Genomic DNA, 13471 nt, shown 5'->3' on the forward strand with positions numbered 1-13471 from the left:
TTGTGGGGCCACTAGCATGTGAGGGTCCCAGCCGCCCCCGCCCGAAGGACCGCCTCTTGACGAAGCCCGTCGTGTTGATCGCCGAAGAACTCTCGCCCGCCACCGTCGATGCCCTGGGGCCCGACTTCGACGTCCGATCCGTCGACGGCACCGACCGCCCGGCGCTGCTCGCGGCCCTCGCGGAGGCCGATGCCGTGCTCGTGCGCTCCGCCACGAGGATCGACGCGGAGGCCATCGCCGCGGCCCCGCGCCTGCAGGTCGTCGCCCGCGCGGGCGTGGGCCTCGACAACGTCGACATCAAGGCCGCGACCACGGCGGGCGTCATGGTCGTCAACGCGCCCACCTCGAACGTCATCTCGGCCGCCGAGCTCGCCATCGGCCACATCCTCTCGCTCGCCCGCTTCATCCCCGACGCGAGCGCCTCGCTCAAGCAGGGCCTCTGGAAGCGCTCGTCCTTCACGGGCGTCGAGCTCTACGAGAAGACCATCGGCATCGTCGGCCTCGGCCGCATCGGCACGCTCGTCGCCCAGCGCCTCGCGGGCTTCGGCGCCACGCTCGTCGCCTACGACCCCTACGTCACGCCGGCCCGCGCGCAGCAGCTCGGCGTGCGGCTCCTCCCGCTCGACGAGCTGATGCAGGCCAGCGACTTCATCACCATCCACATCCCCAAGACGCCCGACACCACGGGCCTCATCTCCACCGAGCAGTTCGCGCTCGCGAAGCCCTCCCTGCGCATCGTCAACGCGAGCCGCGGCGGCATCATCGACGAGGACGCGCTCTACACGGCGCTCAAGTCGAAGCGCATCGCGGGCGCCGGCCTCGACGTGTTCGTCAGCGAGCCGCCCACGGGATCCCCGCTGCTCGAGCTCGACAACATCATCGTCACGCCGCACCTCGGCGCGTCCACCGACGAGGCCCAGGAGAAGGCGGGCGTCTCGGTCGCGAGGAGCGTGCGCCTCGCCCTCGGCGGCGAGCTCGTGCCGGACGCGGTCAACGTCGCCGGCGGCGTCATCGACCCGTACGTGCGCCCGGGCATCCCGCTCATGGAGAAGCTCGGCCAGGTGTTCTCCGGTCTCGCGCACGAGGCGCTCACGAGCATCGACGTGGTCGTCCGCGGCGAGCTCGCCGGGTACGACGTCAGCGTGCTGAAGCTCGCGGCGCTCAAGGGCGTCTTCACGAACGTGGTGAGCGAGAACGTCTCCTACGTCAACGCGCCGCTCCTCGCCGAGCAGCGCGGGCTCGAGGTGCGCCTCATCACCGACGCCGTGTCGGAGGAGTACCGCAACGTGCTCAGCATCCGCGGCGCCCTGTCCGACGGCACCCAGGTGTCGGTGTCGGGCACGCTCACGGGCTCCAAGCAGATCGAGAAGCTCGTCGAGATCGACGGATACGACGTCGAGGTGCCGTTCAGCCGCCACCTCATCGTCATGAAGTACGAGGACCGCCCCGGCATCGTCGCGGTCTACGGCAAGGAGTTCGGCGACGCCGAGGTCAACATCGCCGGCATGCAGATCGCCCGCCAGGAGGCCGGCGGCCGCGCGCTCAGCGTGCTGAGCGTCGACTCGCCCGTCCCGGACGGCGTGCTCGAGAACGTGCGGCAGGCGATCCAGGCCACGTCGCTGCGCGAGATCGACATCGCCGACTGATCCCGGTCCGATCGACCCGAGCGAGGGCGGCTGCTGCGGCGGCCGCCCTCGCGGTGCGTCCGGGTCCGGTCAGCCGCGGGACGCGCGGAGGCGCACGAGGTCGTCGACCACGTGGATGAGCTCGTCGAGCGCGTCGTCGGCGGGGGCGGATCCGCCGAGCCACGGCTGGAGCGCCGAGTTGTAATAGAGGCCGTCGCCGATGAGGAGGACGGCGCGCGCGACCGCGGGATCGCCGACGGCCTCGAGGATCACGGCGGCCCACTCGTCCTGCAGCTGCGTGAGGGTGTCGCGGGCCCGCGGGTGGTTGCCCTGCGCGAGCCGGGAGGTCGCGACGTACGCGCGGTCGAAGGGCGTGGCGGTCGAGAGCGAGCCGCGGATCCACCGGTCGACCGGTCCGCGCTCCGCCTCCCGCAGCCGCTCGACGTCGGCGCGGGCCATCGCCGACATGCGCGCGAGGAGGCCCTCGACCAGCGCCTCCTTGCCGCCGAAGTGGTAGAGCAGGCCGCCCTTGGAGACGCCGGCCGCGGCGGCGACCGCCTCGAGGGTCGTGCCGCGCTCTCCCTGCTGCACGAGCAGCTCCTCGAAGGCGTCGAGGATGCGGTCGCGGGCGGTGCCGCCGGAGGGCGAGGCCGGCTCGGGGGCGGCGTCGGGCTCGGTTCCGGGTGCCGGGTCGTCGGGAGGCGTGGCGGGCATGGATCCAGCGTAGCCGCGATGGCTTGCTCGCTGTACCGACCGGACGGTACAGTTGTCCCGGCCGCCCCGCGGCCCCGTCCGCGCCCTCGCGCCGTCGCCTCCCCGACGACAGGAAGCCCCGTCATGTCCACGCCCCGCACCGACTCCGTCCCCGCGACCGCTCCGGCCCGCGCGGGCCGCCGCCAGTGGGCCGCGCTCGTGGTGCTCATGCTCCCGGTGCTTCTCGTCTCCATCGACAACACCGTGCTGAGCTTCGCGATGCCGTCCATCGCGCGCGACCTCGAGCCGTCGGGCGCGGCTCAGCTCTGGATCATCGACGCCTACCCGCTGGTGCTGGCGGGCCTCCTCGTCGCGATGGGCAACATGGGCGACCGCTACGGCCGCCGCCGCCTCCTCATGGTCGGCGCCGCCGGCTTCGGGCTCGTCTCCGCCCTCGCCGCATTCGCGACCGACGCCTCCCAGCTCATCGCCGCCCGCGCGGCCCTCGGCTTCTTCGGCGCGATGCTCATGCCCTCCACGCTGTCGCTCCTCCGCTCGATCTTCACCGACCGCAAGCAGCGCCGCCTCGCCATCGCGATCTGGGCGTCCGGCTTCTCCGGCGGATCCGCGCTCGGCCCGCTCGTGGGCGGCGTGCTGCTCGAGCACTTCTGGTGGGGATCCGTGTTCCTCGTCGCGGTGCCCGTGCTGCTGCCGCTGCTGATCCTCACGCCCGTGCTCGTGCCCGAGTCGAAGGACCCGGCACCCGGCCCGATCGACGTGGTCGCCATCCTGCTGTCGCTCGCGACCGTCGCGCCCATCGTCTACGCCATCAAGACCTTCGCGACCGAGGGCGTCACGCCGCTCGCGATCGCGGCGCCCGTCATGGGCGTCGTCGCGGGGATCCTCTTCGTGCGGCGCATGTCGCGCGCCCGGAACCCGATGCTCGACGTGGGCCTCTTCCGCGAGCCGGTCTTCACGGGCGCGGTGCTCGTCAACCTGCTGAGCGTCGTCTCGCTCGTCGGCTTCCTCTTCTTCGTGACCCAGCACCTGCAGCTCGTCGCGGGGCTCGACCCGCTGGCCGCGGGCTTCGCGCTCATCCCCGGCTCCGTCGTGGTCATCGTCTCGGGCCTCGTCATCGTGCCGATCGTGGCGCGGGCACGGCCGTCGAAGGTGGTCGCCATCGCGCTCGCGTTCTCGGCCGCCGCGTACGTGATCCTCGCCGCCACCGGCCAGGGCGCCTCGGTCGGCCTGCTCGTGTTCGCGTTCTGCCTGCTGGGCGCGGGCATCGGCGCGTCGCAGACCATCTCGAACGACCTCATCATCGCGGCCGTCCCGCCGGCGAAGGCGGGCGCGGCGTCCGCGGTGTCGGAGACGGCGTACGAGGTGGGCGCGGTGCTCGGCACCGCGGTGCTCGGCAGCATCCTCACCGCGAGCTACCGGACGGGCCTCGTGCTGCCGGCCGGGCTCTCGGAGGGCGACGCCAGCGCGGCGCGCGAGACGCTCGGGGGAGCGGTCTCGGTGGCCGGGCGCGTGCCGTCCGACGTCGGGGCGGCGCTCCTCGAGTCGGCGCACACCGCGTTCGACGGCGGCGTCGTGACGACCTCGATCATCGGCGCCGTGCTGATGGTCGGCGCCATCGTCATCTCGCTCACGAGCCTGCGCCGCGCGAGCTCGCACGACTGACCGCCGGCCGTGCCGTCATGCGGGTCGGGCCCGTCACCTCGCGAGGTGACGGGCCCGACGACGTGCGGGGCGGATCAGACGACGTTGTCGTCGGAGCGCTCGCTGCGCGTGATGCGCTGGCCGGTGGCGGGGTCGATGCGCGTGCGCGTCTCGCTGACGGCCGTGCGGCGGCGGGCGAGGAGCGCGACGCCGATGATGATGACCAGCGCGCCGCCGCCCATCAGGATGTAGCCGACCAGCTGCAGGTCGACGCCGGGGACGGTGACGTCGACGGCGAACGCGAGGATCGCGCCGACGACGACGAGGAAGATGCCGAGTCCGATGCTCATGGGGATGTCCTTCTGGTCAGCCCGTCAGGCGATCGGGTGCGTCCACCGTAGCGCGCGGGTGCCCGCGGCGGACGGGTAGCCTGGCCGGACACCCCACGAGCCCCGGGAGGATCCATGCCCCGCACCATCTCGCTCGCCGTCGTCCCCGGGGACGGCATCGGCCCGGAGGTCGTCCACGAGGCCCTGCGCGTGCTCCGGGAGGCGGTCCCCGCGGACGTGTCGCTGGACACCACGCAGTACCCGTTCGGCGCGGGCCACTTCCTCGAGACCGGCGAGATCCTCACCGACTCCGACCTCGCCGCGCTCGCCGGGCACGACGCGATCCTCCTCGGCGCGGTCGGCGGCGACCCCCGCGACGCGCGCCTCGCCGGCGGGATCATCGAGCGCGGCCTGCTGCTGAAGCTCCGCTTCGCGTTCGACCACTACATCAACCTGCGGCCCACCGCCCTGCTGCCCGGGGTCGCCTCGCCGCTCGCCGCGCCCGGCGAGGTCGACTTCGTCGTCGTCCGCGAGGGCACCGAGGGCCCGTACGCCGGCAACGGCGGCGTGCTCCGCCGCGGCACCGAGCACGAGATCGCGACCGAGGTGTCCGTGAACACGGCGCACGGCGTGGAGCGCACCGTCCGCTTCGCGTTCGAGCTGGCCGAGAGACGCGAGCGCAAGCGCGTCACCCTCGTGCACAAGACCAACGTGCTGACCTTCGCCGGATCCCTCTGGCAGCGCACCGTCGACCGGATCGCCGCCGAGCACCCCGGCATCGAGGTCGACTACCTGCACGTCGACGCGACCATGATCTTCCTCGTCACCGACCCGTCGCGCTTCGACGTGATCGTCTCCGACAACCTGTTCGGCGACATCATCACGGACCTCGCGGCGGCCGTCTCGGGCGGCATCGGCCTCGCGGCGTCCGGCAACGTCAACCCGACGGGCGCGTTCCCGAGCATGTTCGAGCCGGTGCACGGATCCGCGCCCGACATCGCGGGCCAGCAGAAGGCCGACCCGACCGCGGCGATCCTCTCGGTCGCGCTCCTGCTCGACCACCTGGGCCTCCCCGAGGCCGCCGCGCGCGTCACCGCCGCGGTCTCGGCCGACCTCGCGGCGCGCGCCGCGGGCGACGCGGCCCCCCGATCCACCGCGGAGGTCGGCGACGCCATCCTCCGCGCCCTCTCCACGAACCGCTGAAGGACCCCATGAGCACCACCAGCAGCACCACCGCGTTCCCCCTCGCCTTCGAGCGGACCCCGTCGGAGGCCGCCCGCGCCGACGCCGAGCGGGAGGCGATCCTCGCCGACCCCGGCTTCGGCAAGCACTTCACGGACCACATGGTCCAGGTCGACTGGACCGTCGACGGCGGCTGGCACGACGCCCGCGTCGTCCCGTACGGCCCGCTCCAGCTCGACCCGGCGGCCAGCGTCCTGCACTACGGCCAGGAGATCTTCGAGGGCATGAAGGCGTACGCGCACGCCGACGGATCCGTGTGGACCTTCCGCCCCGACCGCAACGCCGCCCGCCTCCAGCGCTCGGCCCGCCGCCTCGCGCTGCCGGAGCTGTCGACCGAGGACTTCGTCGAGTCGGTGAAGCAGCTCGTCCGCGCCGACATCGACTGGGTGCCGCGCGCCGCCGAGCAGAGCCTGTACCTGCGCCCCTTCATGATCGCCAACGAGAGCTTCCTCGGCGTGCGCGCCGCCCAGCGCGTGGGCTACTACGTCATCGCGAGCCCCGCCGGCGCCTACTTCACGGGCGGCGTCGCGCCCGTCTCCATCTGGCTGTCCACGCAGTACTCCCGCGCGGGCAAGGGCGGCACGGGCGCGGCGAAGTGCGGCGGCAACTACGCCGCGTCGCTGCTCCCGCAGGCCGAGGCCGCGTCGCACGGCTGCGCGCAGGTGCTCTTCCTCGACTCCGAGGAGGGCCGCTACCTCGAGGAGCTCGGCGGGATGAACATCGTCCTCGTCTACGAGGACGGCCGCATCGTCACGCCGGACTCGGAGAGCATCCTCGAGGGCATCACGCGCGACTCGATCCTCGAGCTCGCGCGCGACCGCGGCCTCACGGTCGAGAAGCGTCGCGTGGAGCTGTCGGAGTGGGTCGACGGCGTCCGGTCGGGCGAGATCACCGAGGTGTTCGCGTGCGGCACCGCGGCCGTCATCACGCCCATCGGCCGCCTGATGGGCGAGGGCCTCGACGTCGGCGACATCGATGCCCCGGCCGGCGAGCTGACCATGTCGCTGCGCCAGGAGCTCACCGACATCCAGTACGGCCGGATCCCGGACCGCCACGGCTGGCTCACGCGCCTCGACGCGTAGCCCGCGCATCGTCCACGACGGCCGGTCCCCGCACGGGGGCCGGCCGTCGGCGTCTCCGGGGCGCGATCAGGCCCTCCGGAGCTCCTCGGCATGCGCCCGCGCGAAGTCGAGGAACGACCGCGGCGGCGTGCCCGTGATCTCCCGCACCGTGTCGGTCATCGCGCGCACGTCGTCGAGGCCCTCGCGCACCACCTCGGCGTACTGCCGCACGAGCCCGCGGGCGAGCCAGGCGTCCGCGCCGCCCGCGCGGAGGGCCAGGCCGAACAGCGGTCCCGGGAGGTGGACGTAGCGGATCCGCCGGCCGAGCGCCGCGGACAGCCGCTCGGCGATCTGCCGCGAGGTCAGCGCCTCGGGCCCGGTGAGCACGTGGTCGCGCCCTGAGTGCCCGTCCTCCGTGAGCACCTGGGCGGCGACGCGCGCGATGTCGGCCGCGTCGATCCAGCCGATCGCGCTGTCGCCCGTCGTCTGCGGGTAGAGGCCGCGCCGGATCGCGGGGGCCGACTGCAGGACGTTCTGCATGAACGCCGACGGGCGCACCAGCGTCCAGTCGAGATCGGATGCCCGCAGCAGCGCGTCCGTCTCCGCGCACGCCCTCGCCCAGGGGAGCCGCGAGTCGAGGGTCGCGTCGCCGCCGGAGAGGTGGACGACGCGGCGGACGCCTGCGGATCTCGCCGCCTCGACCGCGTTCCGTCCGAGCTCGGCCTGCCGCGGCGTGACCGGCGTGAGGAGGAACACGCGGTCGCAGCCCTCCATCGCCCCGGCCAGGCCCTCCGGTCGGCCCAGGTCGCCGAGGACCGCGTCGACGCCGCGTGCCCGGAACGCCGCCACCTGGTCCGGGCGGCGACAGAGCGCCCGCACGGGCTCGCCCCGCTCGGCGAGGAGCGTCACCACGCGTCCCGCCACACCTCCGGTCGCGCCCGTCACCACGATCCTCGAGCCGTCCATGTCGATCCCCTCGTCAGTATCAGAAAGCTGATAAGCACGACCCTAGCGCCTAGGCTGAGCCCATGGCCCACCCGCACGAGTTCACCGAGGACGACCTCGGGAGCGTCATCACGTGGAGCGCGGTGCGCGCGGCGCGGCGACTCGAGCGGATGCTCACGGAGGTCCTCGCCGCCTGGGATCTCACGCCCGTGCAGTTCGGGGTGCTCGTGCACCTGGCCGTCCGGCCGTCCATCACGCAGGCGGTGCTCGCCCGCGACGTGCGCGTGCGCCCGCAGAGCATGGATCCGCTGCTCGCCGGCCTCGAGGCTCGCGGCCTCGTCGCGCGGTCGGCCGAGCGCGGACGCGGACGGCGCAACCCGGTGGCCCTCACCGACGCGGGCCTCGCGCTCCTCCGCGAGACGTGGGGCCCGGTCACGGCCACGAACGACCTCTCGGGCTTCGGCCTCGACGCGGACGCGGGGCGCGAGCTGAACCGCGCGCTCCTGCGCGTCGCCATGGCGGATCCGGTCGCCCCGGCCGATCCCGCCGCCGCGCACGGCTAGGGTCGTGTCTCGTGAAGATCGCGCGATTCAGCACCGGCTCCGACCCCCGCTTCGGCATCCTCGACGAGGAGGAGGACCACCTCGTCGTCCTCTCCGGCGACCCCATGTTCAGCGGCTACGAGACCACGGGGGAGCGCGTGCCGCTCGCCGACGCGCGGCTGCTCGCGCCCGTGATCCCGCGCTCCAAGGTCGTCGCGGTCGGCCGCAACTACGCGGCGCACGCGGCCGAGCACGGCAGCGAGGCGCCCACGACGCCGCTCATCTTCCTGAAGCCCAACACCTCGGTCGTCGGGCCCGACGACGTGATCCGCCTCCCGGCCGACAGCCAGCAGGTGGAGCACGAGGGCGAGCTCGCGGTGGTCATCGGCCGGATCACGCGGGACGCGTCGGTGGAGGACGCCGCCCGCTCGGTGTTCGGCTACACGATCGGCAACGACGTGACCGCGCGCGACATCCAGCACTCCGAGAGCCAGTGGGCGCGTGCCAAGGGCTACGACACGTTCTGCCCGCTCGGTCCGTGGATCGAGACCGAGGGTGCCTTCGAGGACGCGCTCATCGAGACGCGCGTGGACGGCGAGCTCCGCCAGTCCGGCCGCACCAGCGAGATGGTGCACTCGGTGCCCGAGCTCATCGCGTTCGCCTCGCGCGTGTGGACCCTGCTGCCCGGCGACGTGATCCTCACGGGCACGCCCGCGGGCGTCGGCCCGTTCACCGACGGCCAGGTCGTCGAGGTGTCGATCTCCGGGCTCGGCACGCTCTCGAACCCCGCCCGCGCCCGCGCCTGACCGTGTTCCGCCCCGGCCGCCCGGCGCGCGTCGCGCTGGCGGCCGTGGCGGTCGCGCTGCTCTCCGGGTGCGTGTACGACGTGTCCGACTACGGGTTGGAGGCGCCCGGTCCCTCCGCCAGCCCGACGCCCACCGCGTCGCCGACCCCGGGGGCTGCGGACCTCCGCCTGCCCGCGGGGTGCACGCCCGCCGACCTCTCGATCGACTGGGCGGAGCCCGAGGCCGGCCCCGGCGACGAGCTGCTCGCCGTGCGCGTGATGACCGTGCGGATCCCGAGCGCGGGGGAGCAGCCGGGCCTCGGATCCACGACGCAGCGCGTCACGCGCGTGGACACCGCGCTGCGGCCGGCGCTCCGCCTCGAGCCCGACCCGCGTGACGGCGCGGCGACAGCGGTCGACGGCGGTCTCGCCCCGTCGGAGCCCTGGGCGGCCCTCCTCGGCGCGGACCTCCGCGACCGCGGCCTCGTCGGCCCGCGCTTCGGGCAGCCGCTGCTGATCACGTCGTTCGATCCCGTGCTCGACCGGGCAGCGCGCTACGTGATCGGCTACCTCGGCTCCGCGCAGTCGGCGCGCGTGACCGTGACGGGCTGCGACGGCGCCTTCCGCGGATCCGGGACGCTCGAGGGGCTGGATCCGACGCGCTCGTCCGGCGCCGTCCTCCTCGAGTGCGGCGTGCCCCCGGGCGACCAGTACGACCGGTGGGACCTCCTCGAGCCGTACTGCGTCGACGGGGCCGCGACCGCCGCGGGGGAGCCGCAGCCCGAGCCCTAGGATCGGATGCAGGATGACTGAGACAACCGCGCACCCCGTGACCACCGCTTCCGGAACCGACGTCCGCGTCCGGTTCTGCCCGTCCCCGACCGGGACGCCGCACGTGGGGCTCATCCGCACGGCGCTCTTCAACTGGGCGTACGCGCGGCACACCGGAGGCAAGCTGGTCTTCCGCGTCGAGGACACCGACGCCGCCCGCGACAGCGAGGAGAGCTACGAGCAGCTCATCGAGGCGCTGCGCTGGCTCGAGATCGACTGGGACGAGGGCGAGGGCGTCGGCGGGCCGCACGCGCCGTACCGCCAGTCGCAGCGGACGGATCTCTACCTCGACGTCATCGCGAAGCTCACGGCGTCCGGCCACCTCTACGAGAGCTACGCGACGGCCGAGGAGATCGAGGCGCGCAACCGCGCCGCCGGCCGCGACCCGAAGATGGGCTACGACAACTTCGAGCGCGACCTGACCGACGCCGAGCGCCAGGCCTTCCGCGACGAGGGCCGCTCGCCCGCCCTCCGCCTGCGCGTGCCGGACACCGACCTCTCGTTCGACGACCTCGTGCGCGGCACCGTCACGTTCCCCGCGGGATCCTTCCCCGACTTCGTGCTCGTGCGCCCCAACGGCGCCCCGCTCTACACGCTCGTGAACCCCGTCGACGACGCGCTCATGGGGATCACGCACGTGCTCCGCGGCGAGGACCTCCTCTCGTCGACGCCCCGGCAGATCGCGCTGTACCACGCGCTCATCGACATCGGAGTGGCCGACGCCATCCCGCGCTTCGGCCACCTGCCCTACGTGATGGGGGAGGGCAACAAGAAGCTCTCCAAGCGCGACCCCGAGTCGAACCTGTTCCACCACCGTGACCGGGGCTTCATCCCCGAGGGCCTCATCAACTACCTGGCGCTCCTCGGCTGGTCGCTCACGCACGACCGCGACGTGTTCTCGCGGATGGAGATGGTCACGGCGTTCGACGTCGCCGACGTCACGCCCGCGCCCGCGCGGTTCGACCTCAAGAAGGCGGAGTCGCTGAACGGGGACCACATCCGCCTCCTCACGCTCGACGACTTCGCCGGCCGCCTGGTGCCGTACCTGCAGGCCGCGGGCGTCGTCGGAGCGGAGCTCACGCACGACGAGCAGCGCATGCTCGACGCCGCGGCCCCGCTCGTGCAGGAGCGCATGCAGCTCCTCGGCGAGGCGCCCGACCTGCTGTCGTTCCTGTTCACCACGGCCGACGCGCTGCCCTACGACGACGCGGCCGTCCAGGCCCTCAAGGACGACGCCGGCGAGGTCCTCGCGGCCAGCCGCGGCGCGCTCGAGGGCGTCCCGCACACCGAGTGGGACATCGACCTCGTGCAGCAGGTGCTGCAGAACACGCTGATCACCGGCATGGGCATGAAGCCCCGCCTCGCCTACGGGCCGCTGCGCGTCGCCGTCTCCGGGCGCCGCATCTCGCCCCCGCTGTTCGAGTCGATGGTGCTGCTCGGCAAGGACGAGACCATCGCGCGCCTGGACCGCCTCGCGGGGATGCTCGGTGAGTGATCCGGGGGTCGCGGGATCCACCGCGACCGGCGACTCCTACGACGTCGTCGTCATCGGCGCCGGGCCCGCGGGGCTGTCCGCCGCGCTGAACCTGGTGCGCGCCCGCCGCCGCACGCTCGTGCTCGACAGCAGCCGGCCGCGGAACGCCGCGACCCTCATGTCGCACGGCTTCGTCACCCGCGACGGGATCTCCCCGCTCGAGCTCCGCAAGCTCGGCCAGGCCGAGGTGCAGGCGTACGACGAGGGGGAGTTCCAGCTCGCCGTGGTGCAGTCGGCGGAGCCCGCCGAGGGTGGCTTCACGATCCGCGCGAAGGGCGTGCGCCGCGCGCCCGATCGCGAGGTGCACGCGCGCCGGATCCTCATCGCCACGGGCCTCGTGGAGACGCTCCCCGACCTGCCGAGCATCCGCGCCTACTACGGCACCGCCGTGCACAGCTGCATGGAGTGCGACGGCTACGAGAAGCGCGACGAGCCGCTCTTCCTCCTCGGCGAGACCGACGACCTCGTGGAGCGCGCCCTGCTGCTCTCGCAGTGGTCGCGCGACATCATCGTCTTCACCAACGGCGTCGCCCGCATCGACGAGGCGGGGGAGAGCGGTCTCGCGTCCCTCGGCATCCGCGTCGACCGCCGCGCCGTCGCCGACATCGAGGGCGAGCGCGCGGTCGTCACCGGCGTCCGGATGCAGGACGGCTCCGTCGTCCCGCGCACCGGCGGCTTCGTGCGCCCCCGCTACTCGACCGCGCTCGACTTCCTCGCCGGGCTCGACCTCGACACGGACGACGACGGGCACATCGCCGTCGACGCCGAGGGCCGGACGTCCCACGCGGGCGTCTACGCGGCGGGCGACAGCTCGCAGCCGGGCCCGCAGCAGCTGATCATCGCGGCCGGCTTCGGCGCGCGTGCCGCCAGCGCGATCAACCGGGACCTGCTGCCGCGGATCTGACGCGGCGTGGGCCCGTCGGCCGGTCGCCGGTTTGGCGCGGATCCGGCCGATGGGCTACACTCGACGAGGCCCGATCGCGCATCGGGGCCTTGGGGTATGGTGTAATTGGCAACACGGAAGATTCTGATTCTTTTGTTCTTGGTTCGAGTCCAGGTACCCCAGCACTGAAACATCAGGAAATGACAGGTCCGGTTCTCCGGGCCTTTTCCTTTTCCCTCCCGCGTGTCCCCGCGAAGACGACGACGGCCCCGCCCGAGCATCTGCTCGAGCGGGGCCGTCGTCGCGTTCAGCGCGAGCGGATCAGGCGAGGCGCCCCTTCGGCGAGCTGTCGCTCGTCTTGGACGGGTCCTTCTCCACGACGTCGCCGAGGGCGTCGTCGATGCGGGTGAGGAGCTCGGCCGGGATCGTCACGCCCGAGGCCTTGACGTTCTCGTGCACCTGCTCGGGACGCGAGGCGCCGATGATCGCCGAGGCGACGTTGTCGTTCTGGAGCACCCAGGCGACCGCGAGCTGGGCGAGCGACAGGTCCAGCTCGTCGGCGACGGGCTGCAGCTCCTGCACGCGGGTGAGGACGTCGTCGTTCATGTAGCGCTTGATCATGTCGGCGCCGCCCTTGTCGTCCGTGGCGCGCGAGCCCTGCGGCAGGTCCTGGCCCGGCTTGTACTTGCCGGTGAGGACGCCCTGGGCGATGGGGGACCAGACGATCTGGGAGATGCCGAGCTCGGCGGACGTGGGGACGACCTCCTCCTCGATGACGCGCCAGAGGGCCGAGTACTGGGGCTGGTTCGAGATCAGCTGGAAGCCGAGCTCGCGGGAGAGACCGTGCGCCTCGCGGAGCTGCTCGGGGGTCCACTCGCTGACGCCGATGTAGAGCGCCTTGCCCTGGCGGACGACGTCGGCGAACGCCTGCATCGTCTCCTCGAGCGGGGTCTCGTAGTCGTAGCGGTGGGCCTGGTAGAGGTCCACGTGGTCGGTCTGGAGGCGCTCGAGCGAGCCGTCGATCGACGCCATGATGTGCTTGCGCGAGAGGCCGGTGTCGTTGTGGCCCTTGGCGCCGGTCGGGAAGTAGACCTTCGTGAAGATCTCGAGGCCGTCCCTGTCCTCGCCCTTGAGCGCGTCGCCGAGGACCTTCTCGGCGACGGTGTTCGCGTAGCCGTCGGCCGTGTCGAACGTGGTGATGCCGGCCTCGAGGGCCGCCTGCACGCACTGGGTGGCGGTGTCGTTCTCGACCTGCGACCCGTGGGTCAGCCAGTTGCCGTACGTGATCTCGGAGATCTTGAAGCCTGAGTTGCCTAGGTAGCGGAATTCCATCCTCCGAC

General features: G+C 72.8%; 13 protein-coding genes and 1 tRNA gene. 10 read left to right on the plus strand and 4 right to left on the minus strand.

Features of this window, described 5'->3' with window-relative positions; genetic code table 11:
- The first annotated feature begins 56 nt into the window (after positions 1-56).
- A complete protein-coding gene (gene serA / locus AES38_RS05065) occupies positions 57-1646 on the plus strand; it encodes a phosphoglycerate dehydrogenase (RefSeq protein ID WP_053774054.1) in 1590 nt (529 codons plus the stop codon).
- 69 nt (positions 1647-1715) lie between these two features.
- Here serA and AES38_RS05070 read toward each other — a convergent pair whose 3' ends face one another.
- Positions 1716-2339: a TetR/AcrR family transcriptional regulator gene (locus AES38_RS05070; RefSeq protein ID WP_053774055.1), complete on the minus strand. Its 624-nt coding sequence runs from the start codon at positions 2337-2339 to the stop codon at positions 1716-1718.
- Between the two features lie 123 nt (positions 2340-2462).
- On the opposite strand from AES38_RS05070, the gene AES38_RS05075 reads away from it, so the two are divergent.
- Positions 2463-4001: an MFS transporter gene (locus AES38_RS05075; RefSeq protein WP_053774056.1), complete on the plus strand. Its 1539-nt coding sequence runs from the start codon at positions 2463-2465 to the stop codon at positions 3999-4001.
- A gap of 74 nt (positions 4002-4075) precedes the next feature.
- Here the strand turns inward: AES38_RS05075 and AES38_RS05080 are convergent, their stop codons facing one another.
- Positions 4076-4330, minus strand: coding sequence for a DUF6458 family protein (locus tag AES38_RS05080; protein WP_053774057.1), 255 nt, complete (start codon positions 4328-4330; stop codon positions 4076-4078).
- 114 nt (positions 4331-4444) lie between these two features.
- On the opposite strand from AES38_RS05080, the gene AES38_RS05085 reads away from it, so the two are divergent.
- Positions 4445-5512: a 3-isopropylmalate dehydrogenase gene (locus AES38_RS05085; RefSeq protein WP_053774058.1), complete on the plus strand. Its 1068-nt coding sequence runs from the start codon at positions 4445-4447 to the stop codon at positions 5510-5512.
- An 8-nt stretch (positions 5513-5520) separates the two neighbouring features.
- Entirely contained in the window at positions 5521-6633 is a 1113-nt protein-coding gene (locus AES38_RS05090) for a branched-chain amino acid aminotransferase (RefSeq protein ID WP_053774059.1), read from the plus strand.
- A gap of 66 nt (positions 6634-6699) precedes the next feature.
- Here AES38_RS05090 and AES38_RS05095 read toward each other — a convergent pair whose 3' ends face one another.
- On the minus strand, positions 6700-7578 hold the full coding sequence (locus tag AES38_RS05095) for an SDR family oxidoreductase (RefSeq protein WP_053774060.1): 879 nt from the start codon (positions 7576-7578) through the stop codon (positions 6700-6702).
- Positions 7579-7640: 62 nt separating this feature from the next.
- Here AES38_RS05095 and AES38_RS05100 point away from each other — a divergent pair, with 62 nt between their 5' ends.
- The 6 genes from AES38_RS05100 (at position 7641) to AES38_RS05125 (ending at position 12314) form a co-directional block, all read left to right on the plus strand.
- Positions 7641-8120, plus strand: a complete 480-nt coding sequence (locus AES38_RS05100; RefSeq protein WP_053774061.1) for a MarR family winged helix-turn-helix transcriptional regulator — start codon at positions 7641-7643, stop codon at positions 8118-8120.
- An 11-nt stretch (positions 8121-8131) separates the two neighbouring features.
- Positions 8132-8905 carry a fumarylacetoacetate hydrolase family protein gene (locus AES38_RS05105; protein ID WP_043670596.1) on the plus strand — a complete coding sequence of 258 codons (774 nt, stop codon included), beginning with the start codon at positions 8132-8134 and terminating at the stop codon, positions 8903-8905.
- Between the two features lie 2 nt (positions 8906-8907).
- Positions 8908-9675 carry a hypothetical protein gene (locus AES38_RS05110; RefSeq protein ID WP_053774062.1) on the plus strand — a complete coding sequence of 256 codons (768 nt, stop codon included), beginning with the start codon at positions 8908-8910 and terminating at the stop codon, positions 9673-9675.
- Between the two features lie 13 nt (positions 9676-9688).
- Positions 9689-11209, plus strand: a complete 1521-nt coding sequence (gene gltX / locus AES38_RS05115; RefSeq protein ID WP_053774063.1) for a glutamate--tRNA ligase — start codon at positions 9689-9691, stop codon at positions 11207-11209.
- A complete protein-coding gene (locus AES38_RS05120; protein WP_053774064.1) occupies positions 11202-12152 on the plus strand; it encodes an NAD(P)/FAD-dependent oxidoreductase in 951 nt (316 codons plus the stop codon). Before gltX ends, AES38_RS05120 begins: the two co-directional genes overlap by 8 nt.
- A 90-nt stretch (positions 12153-12242) precedes the next feature.
- Positions 12243-12314 (plus strand) — tRNA-Gln (locus AES38_RS05125).
- Between the two features lie 138 nt (positions 12315-12452).
- On the opposite strand, the gene AES38_RS05130 is transcribed toward AES38_RS05125, so the two are convergent.
- On the minus strand, positions 12453-13463 hold the full coding sequence (locus tag AES38_RS05130) for an aldo/keto reductase family protein (protein ID WP_053774065.1): 1011 nt from the start codon (positions 13461-13463) through the stop codon (positions 12453-12455).
- Between the last annotated feature and the right edge of the window lie 8 nt (positions 13464-13471).

This window comes from Clavibacter capsici (assembly GCF_001280205.1).
Classification (GTDB): Bacteria; Actinomycetota; Actinomycetes; order Actinomycetales; family Microbacteriaceae; genus Clavibacter; species Clavibacter capsici.